22 protein-coding genes and 3 tRNA genes are annotated in these 20299 nt (G+C 57.7%); 14 read left to right on the top strand and 11 right to left on the bottom strand.

Features of this window, described 5'->3' with window-relative positions; genetic code table 11:
• Positions 1–13: 13 nt before the first annotated feature.
• From V6N02_RS05580 to rimK, 4 genes are all read right to left on the bottom strand, one after another.
• Entirely contained in the window at positions 14–733 is a 720-nt protein-coding gene (locus V6N02_RS05580; protein WP_371224502.1) for a DUF3307 domain-containing protein, read from the bottom strand.
• On the bottom strand, positions 730–1353 hold the full coding sequence (locus V6N02_RS05575; RefSeq protein WP_371224501.1) for a MarR family transcriptional regulator: 624 nt from the start codon (positions 1351–1353) through the stop codon (positions 730–732). The genes V6N02_RS05580 and V6N02_RS05575 overlap by 4 nt, the downstream gene beginning before the upstream one ends.
• Positions 1354–1404: 51 nt before the next feature.
• On the bottom strand, positions 1405–1767 hold the full coding sequence (locus tag V6N02_RS05570; protein WP_371224500.1) for an SUF system Fe-S cluster assembly protein: 363 nt from the start codon (positions 1765–1767) through the stop codon (positions 1405–1407).
• A 172-nt stretch (positions 1768–1939) separates the two neighbouring features.
• The gene (gene rimK, locus V6N02_RS05565; RefSeq protein WP_371224499.1) at positions 1940–3349 is read right to left on the bottom strand and encodes a 30S ribosomal protein S6--L-glutamate ligase; all 1410 of its coding nucleotides are present in this window, start codon (positions 3347–3349) and stop codon (positions 1940–1942) included.
• Between the two features lie 153 nt (positions 3350–3502).
• On the opposite strand from rimK, the gene V6N02_RS05560 reads away from it, so the two are divergent.
• Entirely contained in the window at positions 3503–4045 is a 543-nt protein-coding gene (locus V6N02_RS05560) for a hypothetical protein (RefSeq protein ID WP_371224498.1), read from the top strand.
• 28 nt (positions 4046–4073) lie between these two features.
• On the opposite strand, the gene V6N02_RS05555 is transcribed toward V6N02_RS05560, so the two are convergent.
• Complete coding sequence (locus V6N02_RS05555; RefSeq protein WP_371224497.1) at positions 4074–4352, bottom strand: NfeD family protein; 279 nt, start codon at positions 4350–4352, stop codon at positions 4074–4076.
• The gene (locus V6N02_RS05550; protein ID WP_371224496.1) at positions 4352–5242 is read right to left on the bottom strand and encodes an SPFH domain-containing protein; all 891 of its coding nucleotides are present in this window, start codon (positions 5240–5242) and stop codon (positions 4352–4354) included. Before V6N02_RS05550 ends, V6N02_RS05555 begins: the two co-directional genes overlap by 1 nt.
• Positions 5243–5352: 110 nt before the next feature.
• On the opposite strand from V6N02_RS05550, the gene tgt reads away from it, so the two are divergent.
• The 3 genes from tgt (at position 5353) to lon (ending at position 9711) form a co-directional block, all read left to right on the top strand.
• The gene (gene tgt, locus V6N02_RS05545) at positions 5353–6483 is read left to right on the top strand and encodes a tRNA guanosine(34) transglycosylase Tgt (protein ID WP_371224495.1); all 1131 of its coding nucleotides are present in this window, start codon (positions 5353–5355) and stop codon (positions 6481–6483) included.
• 47 nt (positions 6484–6530) lie between these two features.
• Positions 6531–6926 (top strand): hypothetical protein, encoded by a 396-nt coding sequence (locus V6N02_RS05540; RefSeq protein WP_371224494.1) that lies wholly within the window; start codon positions 6531–6533, stop codon positions 6924–6926.
• Positions 6927–7302: 376 nt separating this feature from the next.
• Complete coding sequence (lon, locus tag V6N02_RS05535; RefSeq protein WP_371224493.1) at positions 7303–9711, top strand: endopeptidase La; 2409 nt, start codon at positions 7303–7305, stop codon at positions 9709–9711.
• Between the two features lie 155 nt (positions 9712–9866).
• On the opposite strand, the gene V6N02_RS05530 is transcribed toward lon, so the two are convergent.
• Positions 9867–10064, bottom strand: coding sequence for a hypothetical protein (locus V6N02_RS05530; protein ID WP_371224492.1), 198 nt, complete (start codon positions 10062–10064; stop codon positions 9867–9869).
• Positions 10065–10198: 134 nt separating this feature from the next.
• Between V6N02_RS05530 and V6N02_RS05525 the strand changes: the two genes are divergently transcribed.
• The 5 genes from V6N02_RS05525 to V6N02_RS05505 all read left to right on the top strand — a co-directional run bounded on the left by V6N02_RS05525 (position 10199) and on the right by V6N02_RS05505 (position 12145).
• On the top strand, positions 10199–10708 hold the full coding sequence (locus tag V6N02_RS05525; RefSeq protein ID WP_371224491.1) for an HU family DNA-binding protein: 510 nt from the start codon (positions 10199–10201) through the stop codon (positions 10706–10708).
• A 19-nt stretch (positions 10709–10727) separates the two neighbouring features.
• Positions 10728–10802 (top strand) — tRNA-Val (locus tag V6N02_RS05520).
• Between the two features lie 30 nt (positions 10803–10832).
• Positions 10833–11426: a histidine phosphatase family protein gene (locus tag V6N02_RS05515; RefSeq protein ID WP_371224490.1), complete on the top strand. Its 594-nt coding sequence runs from the start codon at positions 10833–10835 to the stop codon at positions 11424–11426.
• Positions 11423–12022, top strand: a complete 600-nt coding sequence (locus V6N02_RS05510) for a histidine phosphatase family protein (protein ID WP_371224489.1) — start codon at positions 11423–11425, stop codon at positions 12020–12022. Before V6N02_RS05515 ends, V6N02_RS05510 begins: the two co-directional genes overlap by 4 nt.
• 47 nt (positions 12023–12069) lie before the next feature.
• A tRNA-Val gene (locus V6N02_RS05505) sits at positions 12070–12145 on the top strand.
• Between the two features lie 548 nt (positions 12146–12693).
• Here the strand turns inward: V6N02_RS05505 and V6N02_RS05500 are convergent.
• On the bottom strand, positions 12694–13149 hold the full coding sequence (locus V6N02_RS05500; protein WP_371224488.1) for a hypothetical protein: 456 nt from the start codon (positions 13147–13149) through the stop codon (positions 12694–12696).
• Between the two features lie 836 nt (positions 13150–13985).
• Here V6N02_RS05500 and V6N02_RS05495 point away from each other — a divergent pair.
• Positions 13986–14600 (top strand): hypothetical protein, encoded by a 615-nt coding sequence (locus tag V6N02_RS05495; RefSeq protein ID WP_371224487.1) that lies wholly within the window; start codon positions 13986–13988, stop codon positions 14598–14600.
• Here the strand turns inward: V6N02_RS05495 and V6N02_RS05490 are convergent.
• The gene (locus V6N02_RS05490) at positions 14583–15311 is read right to left on the bottom strand and encodes a helix-turn-helix domain-containing protein (RefSeq protein ID WP_371224486.1); all 729 of its coding nucleotides are present in this window, start codon (positions 15309–15311) and stop codon (positions 14583–14585) included. The two genes, V6N02_RS05495 and V6N02_RS05490, sit on opposite strands and share 18 nt — an antisense overlap.
• 103 nt (positions 15312–15414) lie before the next feature.
• On the opposite strand from V6N02_RS05490, the gene V6N02_RS05485 reads away from it, so the two are divergent.
• The 3 genes from V6N02_RS05485 (at position 15415) to V6N02_RS05475 (ending at position 16464) form a co-directional block, all read left to right on the top strand.
• Positions 15415–15645 carry a hypothetical protein gene (locus V6N02_RS05485; RefSeq protein ID WP_371224485.1) on the top strand — a complete coding sequence of 77 codons (231 nt, stop codon included), beginning with the start codon at positions 15415–15417 and terminating at the stop codon, positions 15643–15645.
• 149 nt (positions 15646–15794) lie between these two features.
• A tRNA-Asp gene (locus tag V6N02_RS05480) sits at positions 15795–15871 on the top strand.
• Between the two features lie 56 nt (positions 15872–15927).
• A complete protein-coding gene (locus V6N02_RS05475; protein ID WP_371224484.1) occupies positions 15928–16464 on the top strand; it encodes a hypothetical protein in 537 nt (178 codons plus the stop codon).
• On the opposite strand, the gene V6N02_RS05470 is transcribed toward V6N02_RS05475, so the two are convergent.
• Complete coding sequence (locus V6N02_RS05470; RefSeq protein ID WP_371224482.1) at positions 16457–17317, bottom strand: alpha/beta fold hydrolase; 861 nt, start codon at positions 17315–17317, stop codon at positions 16457–16459. The genes V6N02_RS05475 and V6N02_RS05470 overlap by 8 nt on opposite strands.
• 27 nt (positions 17318–17344) lie before the next feature.
• Positions 17345–18724, bottom strand: coding sequence for a M20/M25/M40 family metallo-hydrolase (locus tag V6N02_RS05465; protein WP_371224481.1), 1380 nt, complete (start codon positions 18722–18724; stop codon positions 17345–17347).
• Between the two features lie 219 nt (positions 18725–18943).
• Here V6N02_RS05465 and hemA point away from each other — a divergent pair, with 219 nt between their 5' ends.
• Complete coding sequence (gene hemA, locus V6N02_RS05460) at positions 18944–20167, top strand: 5-aminolevulinate synthase (protein ID WP_371224479.1); 1224 nt, start codon at positions 18944–18946, stop codon at positions 20165–20167.
• Positions 20168–20299 lie beyond the last annotated feature (132 nt).

The following is a 20299-nucleotide window of genomic DNA, read 5'->3' as shown; positions in this document are numbered from 1 at the left end:
GTTTGGAGTAAATCTAGGGCGACTTGGGCATGATCTCAAGCGGGGGCAGGGCAGAAAGCAGACCTTGGATGCCGATTGTGATCGCGATGGCCCATCCGAACGAGGCCAGCGTGCCGATGATCACGTATTCGGCGGTGCGCTGATCGCGGCTGGCGGTGCCAAAGCGCAGGATGGATTTTGCAGCGATCAAAAAGCCCACCCCAAGTGGGTGATTGGCCAGGATCATCACGTAAATCAGCCCGCGTTCCAGCAAGCCGATCAGGCGCCCGCCTTCGCGCAGGCCGACATTGCGGATGCGTTGGCTATGTGGGCGCATCAGCAGGCCGACAGCATATTGCCCGGCCGTCAGGCTGAGGATGAGGCCGCTCAGAAGGGCCATCAAGGGCAACAGGGTCGGGCAGGTGGCCCATTGCCCGCTTTGCCACAGCGTGGGCGCGTAATAGGTGGCGGCCAGAAGGGTGACCCCATGGGCCCCCTGATCGGTGACAAAGGCTGTCAGGCTGCGAAACCCACCCCATGTCTTGATCCCGTCAATCACCAGATGCGCGGCGGTCAGCACGGCCAGTGTCGGGTCATAAACCTGCCCCAACGCGGCATGGGCCGTGATCCAGACAATCGCACCATGCAGCAGCATCACATGGGGTTTGGCCTTGTTTTTATTGATCCAATTGGTCTGAAGCGCGAAGTCGGCCAGCACATGGGCGAACAGAAGGGCGGTGAATGTCTCGATCATTCCAATGCGGCCTCCACTGCTTCAATGGCGTCCATTAGGGCCGGATAGCCTGCCGCATTCAAGGCTTGATCGACCGCCTGACGCGAGATTCCCAATTGCTTGGCGGCCACCCGCCGAGGGCCTGCGCCGGGGGGCAGCATCAGGCAGAGTGCGCGGGCCTGTGCTTGGGTCCAGCCTTGTGAAATATGATCGGCCAGGCGAAACGCCGCGTCCAGTGCGCCGCCATCGGCATGGGCCATCAGGGTGCGGTTGTCCAACTGCTCGAGCAAGCGACCTGAGGCCTGAAAAGCAGGGCCATGGGCACTGTTGAGATCGGGGTCAGGGACGTCGGGCACATGGCCTTCTCCAGTGGCCACCGCAATCCGGGTGCTCGCCCCGTTGGCTTTGATATTTGCTTGTAAAAACAACGCGATGCGCAGGGAAAAGACCGGGCGGGACATCGCCATTTGCCAGCCATCTCCACCCCTCCGGGACAGGTGTATTTTCACGGCGGCGTTTGGAAATGTCCAATCCGCAACATCCGCCGGGATCGCAGCAAGGGCCGCCATCACAGCATCCAGATCGGCCGATGACATATCGGACGAATCTACAATATCTCCGGTGAGAACGGCCCAGCGCATAAGCAAGTTATAGTGCTTGCATTTTAAAAAGGCAAGTAAATTGACTTGCGATTACATGAAGCCCAGTTCTAGGCGGGCCTCATCGCTCATCATATCCATGCCCCAGGGCGGTTCCCATGTCAGTTCGACATCCACCTGTTTGACGCCGGGCATCGGCTCGATCGCTTCGGCCACCCAGCCGGGCATTTCGCCCGCAACCGGACAGCCGGGGGCGGTCAGGGTCATGATGACTTTGACTTCGCTTTCCGCATTGATATCAATGGTATAGATCAGGCCCAGATCATAGATATTGACCGGAATTTCCGGGTCAAACACAGAGCGGCAGGCCTCGACCACCTGATCGTAAAGCGGGTGATCCGTGGTGGAGGGTGCGATCAGCGGGGCACCTTCAAGCGGTTCGGGGCTGTGGGTCATCTGCGGGTCCTGCGATGTCATTCCTGACCAAACATATAGGGTTTATCTGATGCGGCGTCCAGAGGGGCGCGCAGATGGGTTTTGTACATTTTGGGGTGAGTTCCGGACGGCCAGAACCCATTTTGTACAATGGTTAAGAGCGCATAAACCTGGCGCCTGTGATGCGATGGTCCTACGATTTGGCCGCGGCTTTGCGTCGACGGATCGGGGCAGGGCGGACCCGAGTTTCGATGGTCTCATAGAGCAGCCCGGCGATGTTCTTGCCGGAGGCGTTTTCGATCCCCTCCAGCCCGGGGGAGGAATTGACCTCCAAGACTTTCGGACCGGCCTCGGAGCGCAGCAGATCGACACCGGCCAGGTTCAGGCCGAACACCTTGGCGGCCTTGAGCGCGGTTTCGCGCTCGGCCTTGGTGATGCGCACGGATTTGGCCGACCCGCCACGATGCAGGTTCGAGCGGAAATCGCCCTCGGCCCCGGTGCGTTTCATCGAGGCGACAACCTTGCCGCCCACCACCAGACAGCGGATATCCTCGCCCGCCGCTTCCTTGACGAAATCCTGCACCAGAAAGTTGGCCTTGAGGCCCCGGAAGGCGTCGATCACCGACTCGGCGGCTTTTTTCGTCTCGGCTAAGACAACGCCTTTGCCTTGGGTGCTTTCCAAAAGCTTCACGATCAAAGGTGCCGTGCCGACCAACCCGATCAGGTTGCCGGTGTCCTGCGGCGAGGCGGCAAAGGCGGTGTTGGGCATGCCGATCTTGGCGCGCGACATCAGTTGATGGGCAAACAGCTTGTCCCGGCTGGCGGTGATGCCGGCCGAGGGGTTCACGCAATAGGTGCCGATGGTTTCAAACTGCCGGATAATTGCGGTGCCATAGGGGGTGATCGAGGCGCCGATGCGCGGGATCACCGCATCGAACCGGGGCAGGCGCTTGCCATCGTAATGCACCTCGGGGGCCAGGGTGTTGATCGCCATGTAACAGCGGGTCGTGTTGATCACTTCAACGGAATGGCCACGGGCTTCGCCTTCCTCCACCAGTCGGCGGGTCGAATAATTGTCCTCGCGCGACAGCACGGCGATGCGCAAGGCACGTTTGGGTTGGGCATGGCGCATCTTCGAGGAATGATAGACATCGTAACTCAGCTCGGGCTGCAAGAAGCGGTCGGTTGCCACGATTGAAATGTGATCCTTCAGGGCCTGACGCCCGAGCAACATGCGCGACGACATGGTGGAGCGGTTGGTCAGCGTGATCTCGATCGGCCAGCTGTCGCCATTCACCGACAACGTGCTTTCAATCACGTAGCGCGACTCTTTTTCGCCATTGGAGGACACCACATCGCGCCGGTCCACGATCGGGGCCGAACAAGGGATCACCAGATCATCGCGGCCCGGAATAGGGTGGACAGTGAAGCGCACTTTGGGTTTGGCGGCAGACCCGAAGGTTTCGATGTCAAACGCATGCAACGCACTGGTGCGTGCGCCTGTGTCGACCTTGGCGCGCAGGGCCGGAACGCCGAGGTCGGGCAGGGCAATCCACTCCTCCCATCCGAATTGGAGGGTTTGTGGCTCGTCTTGATCACTCATTTGAATGTCCCTGCTTGTTCATCGCGTTTGTTATCCGGGCATCATCGGGACAACCGATAGGGGATGCAAGCAAGTGGCCGCTGAGACTGTGCAACGCTCTTGTGCGCGGCATCCTCCTGCGCGACACTGCACGCGATGGAGATGGAGGTTGCCATGCGCCGTACCGCACTTGTGTTGGGTCTTGCCCTTGGCGGGTTGAGTTTTGCCCCGGTTGCCGAGGCGGGCCCAAACGTGACGCTGGGGGCCAACCCGACGCTGGGTGGTGGTGTCTTTACCACCGGTGGCGGCATCAGCGTGGCCCTTGAGGCACGCAAGATTAACGGCGCACCGCATCTCTGTGGTGTCTGGGCGCGCAGCAAGCACCTGTCAGGCTATGTGACCCATCAGGTGCGCGATGTGCTGAACAGTGGCGTGGTGCTGTCGGGAAATGATATATTACTGAGAGATTTCAGAGTGTTCCGTCAGGTTCCTGTAGCAGAATCCTATGGCGGTGCGGAGGCCAATTGCGTGCCCGTGCCCCGCCAGGTGAGTGATCTGACGATACACATTCCGAACCAGAACCTGTCAAACGATCATGGGCCGGGCGGGCCTGACGATGTCAGGTTCAAGCGCTCCGGGCTGGTCAATCCGGCCTATTCAAACGGCTCGATCCAGCAATGGATTGCCTCGCAGTTCGATGGAAGCGGCGCGAACTGAGCAATCGTGCCCGTCCGCGCCGTGCAGTTTACTTGTTGATGTCTTCGCGGATCACGCGGGTCTGGTCATCCGGCGTCTTGAACAGGCGGCGCAGCACGATCCATGCAATCAGCGACAGGATCGCGAAGATGGCCAGCAGGGCGGTCAGGCCCAGCTCGATCGGCAACAGCACCACCAGCGCTGTGACCGCCGCGCCAATTGCAAACCCGAGGAAGACAAAGCCCGGCACAGCCACCTCGAGGATGGCCAGACCAAGGGCAGCCGCCAGCCAGACCCACCAGAGGCTCCACAGGGCGACACCGGCCATCACGATTTCCCTTTCAGCATGTTGAAGGCGTTGCCAAAGGCCTCAAGCGCGTTGGCGGGGACCAGAATCGTGTTCGAGGACGGGCTGCTGCCCATGGCGTTCAGCGATTCCACCTGTTTCAGGGCGACCTGATACTGCGCAGCCTCAAGCCCGTTGGCCTGAATGGCGGCGGCGACGACACCGGTGGCATAAGCCTCGGCATCGGCCTCGATCCGGCGGGCCTTGGCGGCTTGCTGCGCGGCGTAAAGCTCGGCATCGGCGTTCAGCTCGACCGCGCGTTTGGTGCCTTCGGCCTCGGTCACCTGGGCACGGCGGGCGCGCTCGGCGTTCAGCTGTTGCAGCATGGCGTCGCGGGTGGCCTGATCCAGGTTCACATCCAGAATTTCGGCGCGGGTCACTTCGATGCCCCAGTCATCCACGGCACTTTCCACCAGCGTCTTGATGGTCGAGATCAGTTGATTGCGGTTGGCCTGTACATCATCCAGATCCATCTTACCGATCTCGGCGCGCACGATCCCGGCCACGGTGGTGGCAATCGCGGCGTCCACGTCCCGGATGCGGTAAACGGTCTTTTCGGGTTCGGTGATGCGGTAAAACACCGAGGTTTCCACCTGCACCAGCACGTTATCCTTGGTGATCGCATCCTGGCTGGCATTGGGAAGCTGACGTTCAAGGATCGAGATCTTGTGCCGTACCACATCGAGAAACGGCACGATCAGGTTGATGCCCGGTCCCAACACCTTGTGCAGCCGGCCAAAGCGTTCCACGACATGCTGTTCGGATTGCGGGACGATTTGAACGCCCTTGAAAATAACGACGATCACAAGGATCGCGAGCAGCAGGTAAATCAGGTTCGACGATATAAGATCCAGAATAATCTCTTCGGTCATGAAGGTCCCTCTTTTTGTGTATGCAATAGTATACAGATGGGGTTGCTACGAGTGTTTTGCAAGGCAGAGTAAACCGCTTTATGGAGGGGCAAAAGGGATAAAGCCGGGATATGGGCGTGAAATTTTCGTTTGAAAAGACTTCTGAAGACGGTGCTGCGCGCGCTGGCGTGATCACCACACCGCGGGGTGAAATTCGCACGCCCGCGTTTATGCCCGTGGGGACGGCGGCGACGGTCAAGGCGATGCTGCCGGAAAGCGTGCGGGCAACGGGGGCGGATATCCTGCTGGGCAATACCTATCACCTGATGCTGCGTCCCGGGGCCGAACGGATCGCGCGGCTGGGGGGCTTGCACAGGTTCATGAACTGGGAGAGGCCTATCTTGACGGATTCAGGGGGGTTTCAGGTGATGAGCCTAGCGGATCTGCGCAAACTGACCGAAGAGGGGGTGACGTTTAAGTCCCATATTGACGGCTCCAAACATATGCTGAGCCCCGAAAGTTCGATGGAAATTCAAAGGCTTCTGGGCAGTGATATCGTGATGTGTTTCGATGAATGCCCGGCACTGCCGGCGACAGACGAGGAGGTCGCCAAATCCATGCGCCTGTCGATGCGGTGGGCGGCCCGGTCGAAAGAGGCGTTCGGAGATCGCCCCGGACATGCGCTGTTTGGCATTATGCAGGGCGGCGTCACACCTGAGCTTCGCGCCGAAAGTGCCGAGAAACTAAAGGAAATCGGGTTTGATGGCTATGCGGTTGGCGGGCTGGCCGTGGGCGAGGGGCAAGAGGCGATGTTTGGTGTGCTGGATTACGCCACTGACATGCTGCCCGAGGATAAGCCGCGCTATCTGATGGGCGTGGGCAAGCCGGATGATATCGTTGGCGCGGTGAAGCGTGGCATTGATATGATGGATTGCGTTCTGCCCTCCCGCTCGGGGCGCACGGGGCAGGTGTTTACCCGGCGCGGGGTGGTCAACATCAAGAATGCCCGTCATGCCGATGATCCGCGCCCCTTGGACGAGGATTGTACATGCCCGGCCTGCCGCAACTATTCGCGCGCCTATCTGCACCACGTTTTCCGGGCGCAAGAGATGATTTCCGGCATGCTGCTGACCTGGCATAATCTGCATTATTATCAGGAAATAATGCACGGAATGCGCACAGCGATTGCGCAAGGTTCATTCGACAATTGGGAAGCGGGCTTTCACGCCACCCGAGAAGCCGGGGATATCGAGCCGATTTGAGATCAATTGGTGCCGGGATCAGCTGTCCATGACAAGGAGCACCGACAATGTTCGCATTTATTTTCACGATTATTATGTTGGTGGTGGTGCCGACGGTGGTGCTTGGTTGGCTCAGCGCCGCCGGGCTACTTCGCCGTATAACCCTGGCACTAGCCTTCAATTTTGCTGGTGTGTTCTTGGCGACAATGATTGGCCTATTGCTGGTGTATGAAATTGAAATGGACCTTATTGGAAGGTCTTTGGGACTTGATCCTGACGGTATTTGGCCACTTGAGGGCACACCAGAACAGGAAGCATATATCCAACGGCGGGTTGGTGATGCTTGGAAGGTCATGTCGATACCGTTTAGTTTAATCTTGGCGACTGTTCATTCGATTGTACTGGCTGGTCTCCTGGTTGTTCAGCGAGGCCGCCGACAAAATCCGGCGCGCCAGAAATCCTAAAGTCAAATGGTACGAACAGCTAAAAATTTAGGAGGTAAGGAAAACCTCTATAGGCGGTGTTAAGGATTCGACGTATACTCATCGGCATTTGATGAGGGGATTAATTATGCTGCTTAATATTACACTTTTCGCGCTGGGTTGGGGTTGTGTGACGGTATTTGCGGTTCTGTTGCTGAGTTAGACACAATTGACGCAAAACCGATGCCAATTGCTGCCAATTGCGCCTTGCCCCTGCGGGCAGCGCAAGGCATTGTGACCAGCAACGCTGTTGAAAGGGGGCCATGAGAGCCCCAGATACTCGTTTACGGAAACGGAGATGACCGAAGGCTGCCGCCAAGCGGGGCCAGTGTTGTCTTGCTAAAACAGGAAAATGAGCATGCAAGAACCTTTAAACGCCTCGTACCCGGTATTGCCGCTGCGCGATATCGTGGTGTTCCCGCACATGATTGTGCCGCTGTTCGTGGGGCGTGAGAAATCGGTCCGCGCCCTTGAAGAGGTGATGCAGGACGATAAGCAAATTCTGCTGTCCAGCCAGATTGACCCGGGTGATGACGATCCCGAAAGCGATGGCATCTACGACGCCGGCGTGTTGGCCAATGTGCTGCAACTGCTGAAACTGCCCGACGGCACCGTCAAAGTGCTGGTCGAAGGGGTGCGCCGGGTGCGCATCACCCACTATCTTGAAAATCCCGACTTCTTTGAAGCCAGCGCCGAGCCGCTGAGCGAAATGCCGGGCGATGCGGCGACGATCGAGGCGCTGCTGCGAACGGTCACGACCGAGTTTGAACGTTACGCCAAGGTCAAGAAAAACATTCCTGAAGAGGCGCTTACCGCTGTGTCGGAATCCACCGAATCCGCCAAGCTGGCCGATCTGGTGGCCGGGCATCTGGGCATCGAAGTGGGCCAGAAACAGGACCTTCTGGAAACGCTGAGCGTGTCTGAGCGGCTTGAGAAGGTTTATGGCCTGATGCAGGGCGAAATGAGCGTTCTGCAGGTCGAGAAAAAGATCAAAACCCGCGTCAAATCCCAGATGGAACGCACCCAGCGCGAATACTATCTGAATGAGCAGATGAAGGCCATTCAGAAGGAATTGGGCGATGGCGAGGATGGCGAAGGCGAATTGGCCGAGCTTGAAGCGAAGGTGGCCAACACCAAGCTGAGCAAAGAGGCCAAGGAAAAGGCCGAGGCCGAGCTGAAAAAGCTGAAAAACATGAGCCCGATGTCGGCCGAGGCCACCGTCGTGCGCAACTATCTGGACTGGATGCTGGGCCTGCCCTGGGGCAAGAAATCTCGCGTCAAGAAAGACCTGCACCGCGCCGAGACCATCTTGGACAAAGACCATTACGGTTTGGAAAAGGTCAAAGAGCGGATCGTCGAATACCTCGCCGTGCAACAGCGGTCCAAAAAGCTGAAAGGTCCGATTCTGTGCCTTGTCGGCCCTCCGGGTGTGGGTAAAACCAGCCTCGGGAAGTCCGTTGCCAAGGCGACGGGGCGCGAGTTTATTCGCATCTCGCTGGGCGGTGTGCGGGACGAATCTGAGATCCGCGGCCACCGTCGGACCTATATCGGGTCGATGCCTGGCAAGATCATCCAGTCGCTGAAAAAGGCCAAGACGACGAACCCGCTGATCCTGTTGGATGAGATCGACAAGATGGGGCAGGATTTCCGGGGTGACCCGGCCAGCGCCATGTTGGAAGTGCTTGACCCGGAACAGAATTCCACCTTTGTGGATCACTATCTGGAGGTCGAATATGACCTCAGCGACGTGATGTTCCTGACCACGGCCAACAGCTACAACATGCCCGGGCCGTTGCTGGATCGGATGGAGATCATCCCGCTGGCAGGCTATACCGAGGACGAAAAGCGCGAGATCGCCAAACAGCATCTGATTGCCAAGCAGATCAAGAACCACGGTCTGAAGAAGGGTGAGTTCACGCTGTCTGACGAGGCGCTGACCGGCATGATCCGCCACTATACCCGCGAGGCGGGGGTGCGGAACCTTGAGCGTGAGATCGCCAAGGTGGCGCGCAAGGCGGTGACCATGATCATCAAGAAAGAAGCCGACACCATCGAGGTGACGGATGACAATCTGAATGATTTCCTAGGCGTGAAAAAGTTCCGCTATGGTCTGGCCGAAGATGCCGATCAGGTGGGCGTGGTGACCGGGCTGGCCTATACGTCGGTGGGTGGTGAATTGCTGAACATCGAAGCATTGCGCCTGCCGGGTAAGGGGCGGATGAAGACCACCGGCAAGCTGGGCGACGTGATGAAGGAGTCGATTGATGCGGCCTCGTCTTACGTGCGTTCGGTCAGCCCGCAGATCGGGGTGAAGCCAACGAAGTTCGACAAGATCGACATCCACGTGCACGTCCCCGACGGGGCCACGCCCAAGGATGGTCCGTCGGCCGGTCTGGCCATGGTGACGTCGATCGTGTCGGTGCTGACGGGAATTCCGGTGCGCAAGGACATTGCCATGACGGGCGAGGTTTCGTTGCGTGGGAATGCCATGCCGATTGGTGGCCTGAAAGAAAAGCTGCTGGCGGCGCTGCGTGGCGGGATCAAGACCGTTCTTATTCCTGAAGAGAACGAGAAGGACCTGGCCGAGATTCCCGATAACGTGAAAGAGGGGCTCAAGATCATCCCTGTCAGCCACGTCACCGAGGTGCTGGAACATGCGCTGGTCAGCAAGCCCGAGGCCATCGAATGGGATGAAGCGGCCGAGGAAGCGGCGGCTGCGGCGCTGGCGGCCAAGTCCGGAACCGGGGACGGCGCCACCGCGCATTGATCACACGCCCCGCGTTTGAGAACAGCAAAGGCCGCCCGGACGGGGCGGCCTTTTTACATATTGCGGTTCAGGCTGTTGAATAAGCGGCGGCCCGGAACGGCATTCAACACCTTGTAGCGGTCCCGATAGCGTTTTGTGTTATTCACCTGAGCGGCTTAAAAAGCGCCGCCTGCCGTCGCAGCCAGAAGCATCAGCGCAACCATGACGATCAAACCATCTTCTTTGGCAGAATCACGTTCGGCTTCGGCGATGACAAGATCTGCCTCGACAACCGGATCATCCAGACTTCCGGCAGAGACAGGGGCGGTGGCAATGGCCGTCGCAAGGCACGACGCCGCAAGTAATTGTTTCAAAACTGTCCCCCAATACAGCTAAATCACTGTTGCCTGTTTACCTGTTTTATTGGTGTTTCGTCAACATATGGGTGGTTTGCGCGGGGATAACCCCGTATGCTGTTGCAAAACGAGAAACAATCCAGAGGCAGATCATGGCAAAGGCCCCTACCAAATCCACTCGCTCCACTTCGGCAAAAAATCCTGCGGTAAAGCGCGGCACAGCCAAAAGCCGCGCCGCAACAGCAACGTCCGGAGCGACCCGCGCCGCGCCCAAGGCAAGCAGTGCCGAACTCCGATCCAAGATTCCGCCCCCTCCCGCCAAACCGGCAACATCGCTGCGACCTGCCACATCTGCGGGGGGCGCCAGCGAAGTGTTGAGCGAACCGGAGCTGAAAAAGCAGGAGTTGCTGCAAAAGGTGGTGGATAAATCGGGGATCAAGAAGAAAGATGCCAAGCCTGTCGTCGAGGCCATGCTTGAGGTTCTGGGCGAGGCCCTGGCCGATGGGCGCGAGTTCAATCTGCAACCCATGGGCAAGCTGAAACTGAACCGCACCAAGGAAACCCCCAACGCACGGATTATCGTTGCCAAAATCCGCCAAAGCAAACGCACAGGCGGGGGTGGCATGGGGCCTAAAGACACGGTTGCAGCCGCTGCCGAGTGACGCTAAAACCCGCGAGGCCGGGTGATTAGCTCAGTGGTAGAGCGCTTCGTTCACATCGAAGATGTCAGGAGTTCGAATCTCTTATCACCCACCATCTTCCTGCTTTTGACCCAAAGGTGCGGGCATGGATCTGCCTAAACTGATCATTCTGCGCCATGGCGAGACGGCCTGGAATATCGAGGGCCGCGTGCAGGGCCGTCAGGATTCCGCGTTAACTGAAACGGGCCGTGCGCAAGCCGCAACACAGGGCCGCCTTTTGCAGGGCCTGCCCGAAGTGAAATCCGGCTCTGTTCGTGTGCTGTGCAGCCCTTTGGGGCGTGCCCGCGCGACCGCGACGATTGCATTGCGGGGGTTGCCGCTGGCCATCAAACTGAATGCGCGTCTGCAAGAGGTATCGGCCGGGGACTGGGAAGGGCGCACCCGCGACGATCTGTTTGCCGAATTCGGGGGTGAGGGGGGCATCACGAACGAGTTCGACCTGTTTACATCGGCACCGGGTGGCGAGCGCTATGACGATCTGGAGGCACGGTGCCGGGCGTTTTTGAACGATCTGAGTGGCCCGACCGTGGCCATCACCCATGGCGTGACAAGCCTCATGCTGCGTGGCCTGGCCTGTGGCTTGAGCCGTGCGGCGATGGAGGCTTTGCCGCGGGGGCAGGGGTGCCTTTATGTGATTGATCAGGGCCGCGAGACCTGCGTGAGCGAAACCGCGACATGAGCGGCGCGAAGAATTGGCCCAAGATCTGGTTCCTCCGCCATGGCCAGACCTACTGGAATGCCGAGCGACGCATACAGGGACAGCTTGAATCAGAGCTGACGCCCCTTGGCGTGCAACATGCCCATGCACAGGCCCGGATCATGCGGCCCATTCTGCAACAGCGCCCGCCCTGTTTTGTTTCGCCTCTGGGCCGCGCACAGCAAACGGCGCAGATTGCATTGGGCGGCCTGCCGTTCCAAAACGATGATCGCCTTGCCGAAGCCCATGCCGGCGATTGGCAGGGATTGCTGCGCGATGATGTGATCCGTGATCACGCCGCCACGCTGCCCGCAGATATCTCGGCGCTTGAACTGTTTCTGGCGGCCCCCGGTGGCGAAGGGTTCGAGGCATTTGAAGGGCGGATCGCCGCCTTTCTTGACGATCTGACGGAGCCCAGCGTGATAGTGGCACACGGGTTGCTGGGGCAGGTTTTGCGTGGATTGATCCGCGGGTTGCGCCGGGCCGAGATGGGCGCGCTGCCCAATGAACAGGCCTGCGTCTACCTTCTGGAGGAGGGCCGGGAAGCCGCCCTGCGCGACGACGACAAAGCAGAGTGATTTCGCCTCTTGCGTCGCGCGCCCGGCTTGGGTAAACCGCACGGCACGGGTCGTTAGCTCAGTTGGTAGAGCGCTTCGTTTACACCGAAGATGTCGGGAGTTCGAGCCTCTCACGACCCACCATTTCTTCTGCGCAATATCAGTCACTCAAGAAGTTTGCACAATCCATGTAAACCTTGTGTTTACGTGTCCGTTGCGCCTTCGCTGTACTTAGACGCTGAAGATATCTCCAAACAATGGAGATACAGGCTATGGCCACAGTGAACAAAAGATCCAGCGGCAAATGGTAGTCAACGGTGCGAAGGGATGACAGAGCGATGTCCAGATCGTTCAGCAAGCGTGCCGATGCCTTGAAATCCCGGCTTCCTGTTCCTTGATCATCCCGATATCTGTGCCTCGGTAAAACGGCTCTTTCGCATTTGTTTGCTTCTTCATAAGGTTGAGCAAACTCTACATCAGAACGAGGGAAGTTTCGGGGGGCAGGTCACCTGTCTCATCAATTTTCTGAATCAAATTAGAATAAAAGCTCGGCATGAGTGAAATAGGACCAAGATGTGGTAACGCGCGAGCTATCGAAGGATGAGGTGTTGAGAGATAACCTCCCAGAAAATCAAGAACTTCTCCAGTTAGAACAATCGGGCCCGTATTTGTATCGCTCTGGTTTGCCACAGTCACGGTTTCTTTCCTTCACGTTTGACATCAAGAAAATCAGCAACAGCTGTAAGCGCCATCACTTGAACAAAAATGATGCTCCCAAGATATGATCCGGGACTGGCTGTTCTGGAGAGCTCGGTATTTGTTATGCTATCTGCTGCAAAGGGAGCAGCCAAAGCGCTAATAAATAAAGCGGCAAGATACCAACCCATAAAGACTACAGCTATAGGAGCGCGGTCTTCCGAAAAGGCAGGTAAACGATTATCCTTTGCATGCAGATAAACCAATCTGGCTAGAAATAGAAAAAGCATGCTTGAAAATATACCGATTAACCTGTCCCAAAAAGCACTGCTGCTAACAAAAAAAGAAAGCGAAACCGTACAAAAGAGAAAAATTGGAACCGCTGAAAGTAGTTTTAAATAATACCAGTCTGTTTCGATTCTTCGACCGTACATTAGCGCAAGTCTAATCATAAAATATGCTCCTCGGATTATGCCGCAAGCCGGGGACGGTCCTGCCGACATCCCGCCCTAACCACCAGCTCCTTACACCCAGCCTGGGTTTCAGAGCTAAAAAGCTGGGAGATATGGGCCGTGAGCACTAAAGCCTAACTTTCAGTTAGGAAGATACCCAGCACCACCAGTAACTCATTAAGTCTCCACTTTCAGCTGACGGGGGCTGACATTCCACCGAAATAGGCTTGGATTGGCTAGCAAGAAAAAATGGGATACTTTTACTCACTCCTATCTATGCTTACTAGAAGACACGTTCCCCCCTTACCCCTATCGCTGAGCCACCGCTGCACTCGGACAACGTTACTTCACAGATAGGACGGGTGGGTCAACAGACATTAGACGTTTTCTAATGCGGGTGGTGACAGCGGGCAAGGTGCGTTGATATGCACGCAGAACTGGCTAGGTGGGTAGAGCGCTTCGTTTACACCGAAGATGTCGGGAGTTCGAGCCTCTCACGACCCACCATTTACCCAGCCGCAACAAACCAGCCTGATCCGCGATGATCCGTTGCATTGATGGTGTTCGACTTTCTCCTGCCTCGTTTTTGCCTCGAAAGCACCATTTTGCTTTTGACCTGAACTGGTCTAAAGCGGACAGCATCTCAGCAGGCATGTAGGTGTCCCATAAAAGGGATCGAAGCGCGCGGCGTGGGGTGAAGTCTGTTTCGTTAAGTGATCCGTATTGTTTTGCGGGCAGGTGAAGGCGATAGCTAGGGCAGAAATATGGGGACTTCCCTGGATTTGATTAAAGTCGGTGGCGCGTGCATTAACGCGCTGGCCCAAAAAGACTGCGAAGTGGAAATGATAACCGATTTCCGCCAGGCCGAAGAGCTGACCGAGGCCATGGGCAAAGACAGTCAGACGGCAAAACTGTCCTCCAAATTCAATGACTTCACCGAAGAGAGCGGCTTTTGGTTGTTCATGAAGCAGCGCGGCGAATACGTCACTGCCGTGGCGACGCGATATGACAATGTGGGGCGCGAGAGCATGGGGGATTACATGATCCGCACCATGCGCCGCCATTACCCCCATGACAGTGGTGAGACCCTGCTGGAATTCACGGATGCGCTGCCGCCGGGTTTTCACGGCCGCCTTGCCTATATCGGGGAGTTGTTCGTGCATCCCGAGCATCGCGGTTCCCGGCAGAAACTGCGGTATTTCATGTTCCTGCTGCACACCTGCATTGCCACGAAATGGAAGGTCGACTGGACCTATGCGATGATGCGCGACCGCGACGTCAGGGCCGGGTTTTCCACGTCTTACGGGTTTTCGATCCAGTTGCCGGGCGTTGCGAAATGGGCCGATCCACCCCCGCCGGGGCGGGGTGATGCCGAATGGCTGGTGGCGCTGTCAGAGCCCCATTTGCAGCATATGATGGATTACTATGCGCACTCACTCGAGAGCTTGTGAGTAATTCAGAACATACCCGTTGCCCTGCGTGTCTTTTACCGGCAGCAACAGCCGTTTGTAGGTGAAGCGCAGCGGAAACGTGTGACCGGGCAGGGTGACGTCGATTTCCTGAATGGAGAGTTGTGGATCGCCCTTGGTGGTCTCGACATGGGCCAGGGTGACGCTCTCGCTTAGCTTGGATTCGAACGTGGTAAAGAGATGGCGCAGATGTTCGGCCGAGTTGATGCCGAATGAGCGTGTCGCCAGGCTTTGCTCGCCGATCTTATAGGGATCGGGCAGGCGCGCATCCGGGCGCGGTGCGCGGTAGAGATCGACATGTTCGGACAAGGCATCGAAATTGGCCAGTATGCCACCTTGCTGATGCCACCAGGTCAGAACATCGTCCAGCAGGGGCTGTGCGCCGCGACTGGCCAGCTTGCGGTGGGCCTCTTTGGTGACGGCTGTCAGGATACGTTCGGCATGGGCAGACACGACCCGCGTATCCGCCTCGGTTCCTGCCAGGGTGATCTGATCGTCGAGCCCGGCAATCTGGTTGGGCGTCAACCCCAGGGCCGAGCAGATTTTAACGACGCTGGAATACCCCGGATCACTCTGGTTCGAGAGAAGATTCGAGATGTACCGCTCGCCCTGTCCGATTTTCAGGGAGAGGCTTTTGTAGTCATACTCCGAATCCTGAATCAGAGCTTTGAGGCGATAATGAAAGTCGGTCACTGGTACGGTTATCCTAAATTACGGACTGTGAGTCATTTATATTGACGTTGCTGCCCCCACGTCAATTATAGAATTTATGATCAGGGTAACGGTTGAGTTAAGTATGCAAAAGAACCAGACGTATCTCAATGCGCGGCGTGAAGGTCTGTTGGTCGACATTCAGGATCGCCTTTTGAGAGGAGAGCGCCGGGCCCTGAAACCGCAAGACATCCCCTTTCTGCTGGAATGGATCGTTGAAAGCGAGGATGCGGATCAACGTGCGGAGTTGCTGAAGCTGTTTCATCGGTTGGGCGGTCTTGATCTGGTGCGGGCGGCCCTGTCGGATTACCACTAGGGCCCATTCAAACGACCCGCCTTGCCGGTAAAGAGGACTGTGATCGGGTGAACTTTCTGATTGTGCCCTCCGCGGGTCAACTTCTTTCAGAGGTTTCACGATTTGCCCATTGACGGGCGCGCCGGGCTGGATTAATCAGCCCCTCACGCGCGGTTGTAGCTCAGTTGGTTAGAGTACCGGCCTGTCACGCCGGGGGTCGCGGGTTCGAGCCCCGTCAACCGCGCCATTTTTTTCCTTACATCACAATAGACGTTACCATGATCGAAGGGCTATGTCCGGCGGGTGATTGGCGGCGTCCCGTCCCCTCTGTTTTTTCAGATCAACGTCAAGTTGTGGCCATTTTTCGAACCCATACTGCCTTTTAAGCTGGAGATGGGTATGACACAGGCGAGTTTTGCGGAACGATTGAAGCGGATTGAAGCATCGGGCGGGGAGATCGTCATGCATGTCGGGATTGCAGAAGAAGGCAATGCCGCGCCAAGTCAAAACAAGGTCCGCGCCTCGTCGGGCGTGCTGCGTTTTGTTTTTGGTGCCGCTTTGATGTTTGTCGTGAGCAGACTGCTGCTGGATATGAACGCCGTGCAGGCCTGGGTGGATCGCTCGCCGGTATTGCTCCCTTATGAAAATGGTGTGATGGGTGCCCTCACGGTGGGCATCGCGATTACAATGCTTTTCTTTGCATTCAAGATTGGGCGGGCTGCGATGCGGATCAGAACACAGCCGCACCGCCTGCCTTTCGCCTGTGGTATGGTGATCGGCTTCGTGCTTGGCATGGGGCCGGATGTGTTTCTTGCCGAACTGACTGAGCGGTTCAGCTGAAAAATCGCTGTAGGGCAGTGTGAGTTGCTGTCGGGTTTGTATCAGGAAAGAAATGCCCGCCGGGAATGGCCTGCGTTGTCATATCTGTGCATTTCCCGGCCCATGTTGCGGCCACATCATAGGCCTTTGCCATCACACCATCGGCACCGTAAAGGATCAGCGTGGGGCAGGGGATGCGCGCACCGAGATCGGCGGTGTCGTGCTCCATGTCATGGACCAGCGCGGCGCGATAATCGTCGCACATCGCCCGGATCGTTTGGGGCTGCCGCCAGGCGCGGCGATAGGCCTGTAACTGATCCGCCTCGAAATCCTCCAGCGTGGCCCCGCCCCAGCCCAGAAGGCAGGATTGATAATAGGCATCCGGGTCATGGCCAATCAGGGTTTCGGGGAAAGGCGTTGGCTGAGCCAGAAAAAACCAATGGTAATAATCGGTTGCCACGTCCTGACGCAACTCGGATAGCAAGGTGTGCGTGGGGACGATATCCATCAGGCACAGACGGGTGACCCGTTCGGGCGCATCCAGTGTCAGGCGATGTGCCACCCGCGCGCCGCGGTCATGGCCAGCCAGCGCGAATTGATCGAACCCCAGATGGGTCATCAGAGCCAACAGGTCCTTGCCTATTGCGCGAAAACTGTAATTCTCCACGCCCTCGGGTGTGCCGCTGTCACCATATCCGCGCAGGTCGGGCGCGATCACCGTGTGCGTTTTTGCCAGTTCCGGGGCGATTCGCGCCCACATGGCCCGCGTCTGGGGGAATCCGTGCAACACCAGCAAAGGCGGGCCATCGCCGCCCATCGACCAGCTGACGCGGCATTCGTTCAGATCCTGTGAGTGATGCGTGAACCCTTTCATTGTTCCCCAAATACGCGAAAACCCCGGTTAACCACGCGCCAGCCTGTCCAGAATACGCGCCCAGCTGCGGGTGCCTTTGTGAAAGCTTTCTACATTGTATTTCTCATTCGGGCTGTGGATGGCGTCATCGTCATTGGCAAAACCGATCAGCATCGAGTCGAGGCCCAGAATATCCTTGAAGAACCCCGCAATGGGGATCGACCCGCCCATGCCTGCCAGAACCGCCTCGCGGTTCCATTCATCACTCAACGCCGCGCGGGCCAGCCCGAATTCAGGGCGCTCGGTGTTCATCACCGCCGCTGCCGACCCGTCGAGGCTGTTGTTCCACGTCACCCGGGCGTCCGTTGGCAGGCGATCTTCGACATGTTTGCGAATCTTCACCCGCAAGGCATCCGGGTCCATGTCGCCCACCAAACGGCAGGTCATTTTGCAATGCGCCTCGGCCGGGATCACGGTTTTGGTGCCCGCCCCCTGATAGCCGCCCCAGAGCCCGTTGATTTCAAGTGTCGGGCGCGCCCATTGCTGTACCAATGCCGAATAGCCTGCTTCGCCATGGGCCTGGGTCATCCCGACAGAGTTGAGGTAGGTTTCTTCATCAAACCCGCAGCCATCCCATTGGCGCAGCTGGTCCTCGGGGACCTCGTGCACCCCGTCATAAAACCCCTCGACGGCGACGCGCCCCTGATCATCGTGGAACGACGCGATGATGTGAGAGATTTCGCGCAGCGGGTTCAGGGCAGGGCCGCCGTAATGACCCGAATGCAGGTCAATCCGGGGGCCATGCAGGGTGAACTCATCCTTCAGCATTCCGCGCAGTTGCGAGGCGATCGAGGGCACACCGGGAGAAACCATCGAGGTGTCACAGATCAGCGCGATATCGGCGCTCAGTTCCTCGGCATTTTCTTTCATGAACGGGATAAGGGAGGGCGAGCCTGATTCCTCTTCGCCCTCGAAGAAAAACGTGATGCGACAGGGCAGGGTGCCGGTCACTGCCTTGTAGGCACGGCAGGCTTCGACAAAGGTCATCAGCTGGCCCTTGTCATCGGAAGACCCGCGACCGCGGATCACCTGCCCATGCGGGGTGTCTTCGATCTGTGGATCGAAGGGATCGGTGTTCCACAGGTCAAGCGGATCGACCGGCTGCACATCATAGTGGCCATAAAACAGCAGATGCGGGCCGTCGCCCTCCATATGCCCCACGACCATCGGTTGACCCGGTGTCATGCGTTTTTCCGCTTTTACACCAAGGCTTTGCAGGTCGGTGATCAGCCAGTCGGCAGCCTCCTGACAGCGATCATCATAGGCCGGATCCGTCGAAATCGACGGGATTCGCAGCAGCCCTTTCAACCGCTCAAGCGCATGGGGCAGATCATTGTCGATTTGGGCAAGAATGGCATCAAGGGACATCGCGGAAGCCTCGTCTTTTGGGGGCAAAATCGTGGCCGACCGTAGCAGGGAACGCCGTACTGTCCAGCCACTTGATCAATGTCAAAGAGTCCGGGCGTGGCAAATTGTAGCTTGGCGACAAGAGGTGCATTTAATATATGCATCAAGGACGCCAAAACGTCGCGTAAGCGACGGGATTTGCCCCGGAACCCGGGCAAGTCTGCCAAGGAGGGGATACACGTGGACTATACTGCCAAGCTGGATCAAGCGATTGCCAGGCTGCACGACGAAGGGCGTTACCGCACCTTTATCGATATTGAGCGTCAAAAGGGTCAGTTTCCCCATGCAACATGGCGCAAGCCAGATGGTAGCGAAATGCCGATCACCGTGTGGTGTGGCAATGACTATCTTGGCATGGGTCAGCATCCCGATGTTCTGGCCGCGATGCACGAGGCGCTGGACGCGACCGGTGCAGGGTCGGGCGGGACGCGCAACATTTCGGGCACAACCGTTTATCACAAGCGGCTTGAAGCCGAACTGGCCGATCTGCACGGCAAGGAAAGCGCGCTGTTGTTCACCAGCGCATATATCGCAAATGATGCAACTTTAAGCACTTTGCCGAAACTGTTCCCGGGCCTGATCATTTATTCGGACGCGCTGAACCATGCGTCGATGATCGAAGGGGTGCGCCGCAACGGCGGGGCCAAGCGGATTTTCCGTCACAACGATGTCGAGCATCTGCGCGAGCTTCTGGCCGCCGATGATCCGGACGTGCCCAAGGTGATTGCCTTTGAATCGATCTACTCGATGGATGGCGATTTCGGCCCGATCGAAGCGATCTGCGATCTGGCCGACGAATTCGGCGCACTGACTTATATCGACGAGGTTCATGCGGTAGGCATGTATGGCCCGCGCGGGGCCGGTGTGGCCGAGCGTGATCGCCTGATGCATCGTCTGGACATCATCAACGGCACCCTTGCCAAAGCCTATGGCGTGATGGGTGGCTATATCGCCGCATCGGCGAAAATGTGTGATGCCATAAGGTCTTACGCGCCGGGATTCATCTTTACAACGTCGCTTCCGCCCGCTGTGGCAGCAGGGGCCGCAGCGAGCGTGGCGCATCTCAAGCGGAACCCGGAATTGCGCGAGCAACACCAGACGCAAGCGAAGATTCTGAAGACACGGCTGAAGGGTCTGGGCCTGCCGCTGATTGATCATGGCAGCCATATCGTGCCGGTGATCGTGGGGGACCCGGTGCATACCAAGAAGTTGAGCGACATGATGCTGGACGGCTATGGCATCTATGTGCAGCCGATCAATTATCCCACCGTGCCGCGTGGTACAGAGCGGCTTCGCTTTACGCCCAGCCCGGTGCACGGGCCCAAGGAAATGGACCACCTGGTGCGCGCCATGGACGAGCTTTGGAGCCATTGTGCCCTGAACCGGGCCGAGTTGAGCGCATAAACGCTGAAAGCGCTTCAACAGGTGCAAAAAACCTTGCGATATGTTAGGTTAGCCGAAACAAAGAGCTAGTTTCCGAATCGGGACATTCGGGCGTTGTGTATTCGGGCTAACGGTGCGTAACAGAGGCAAACG

It is taken from the genome of Roseovarius conchicola (genome assembly GCF_041403425.1).
Lineage (GTDB): Bacteria > Pseudomonadota > Alphaproteobacteria > Rhodobacterales > Rhodobacteraceae > Roseovarius > Roseovarius conchicola.
This window is presented reverse-complemented; position numbering and strand designations above follow the sequence as displayed.

Coding starts and splice junctions, on each gene's coding strand:
- V6N02_RS05550 (WP_371224496.1), bottom strand. CDS start 5,242: ATGACCGAAGAGATTATTCTGGATCTTATATCGTCGAACCTGATTTAC.
- V6N02_RS05465 (WP_371224481.1), bottom strand. CDS start 18,724: ATGTCCCTTGATGCCATTCTTGCCCAAATCGACAATGATCTGCCCCAT.
- V6N02_RS05555 (WP_371224497.1), bottom strand. CDS start 4,352: ATGGCCGGTGTCGCCCTGTGGAGCCTCTGGTGGGTCTGGCTGGCGGCT.
- V6N02_RS05540 (WP_371224494.1), top strand. CDS start 6,531: ATGTTCGCATTTATTTTCACGATTATTATGTTGGTGGTGGTGCCGACG.
- rimK (WP_371224499.1), bottom strand. CDS start 3,349: ATGAGTGATCAAGACGAGCCACAAACCCTCCAATTCGGATGGGAGGAG.
- lon (WP_371224493.1), top strand. CDS start 7,303: ATGCAAGAACCTTTAAACGCCTCGTACCCGGTATTGCCGCTGCGCGAT.
- V6N02_RS05510 (WP_371224489.1), top strand. CDS start 11,423: ATGAGCGGCGCGAAGAATTGGCCCAAGATCTGGTTCCTCCGCCATGGC.
- V6N02_RS05560 (WP_371224498.1), top strand. CDS start 3,503: ATGCGCCGTACCGCACTTGTGTTGGGTCTTGCCCTTGGCGGGTTGAGT.
- V6N02_RS05515 (WP_371224490.1), top strand. CDS start 10,833: ATGGATCTGCCTAAACTGATCATTCTGCGCCATGGCGAGACGGCCTGG.
- tgt (WP_371224495.1), top strand. CDS start 5,353: ATGGGCGTGAAATTTTCGTTTGAAAAGACTTCTGAAGACGGTGCTGCG.
- V6N02_RS05525 (WP_371224491.1), top strand. CDS start 10,199: ATGGCAAAGGCCCCTACCAAATCCACTCGCTCCACTTCGGCAAAAAAT.
- V6N02_RS05575 (WP_371224501.1), bottom strand. CDS start 1,353: ATGCGCTGGGCCGTTCTCACCGGAGATATTGTAGATTCGTCCGATATG.
- V6N02_RS05485 (WP_371224485.1), top strand. CDS start 15,415: ATGCAAAAGAACCAGACGTATCTCAATGCGCGGCGTGAAGGTCTGTTG.
- V6N02_RS05570 (WP_371224500.1), bottom strand. CDS start 1,767: ATGACCCACAGCCCCGAACCGCTTGAAGGTGCCCCGCTGATCGCACCC.
- V6N02_RS05580 (WP_371224502.1), bottom strand. CDS start 733: ATGATCGAGACATTCACCGCCCTTCTGTTCGCCCATGTGCTGGCCGAC.
- V6N02_RS05500 (WP_371224488.1), bottom strand. CDS start 13,149: ATGATTAGACTTGCGCTAATGTACGGTCGAAGAATCGAAACAGACTGG.
- V6N02_RS05470 (WP_371224482.1), bottom strand. CDS start 17,317: ATGAAAGGGTTCACGCATCACTCACAGGATCTGAACGAATGCCGCGTC.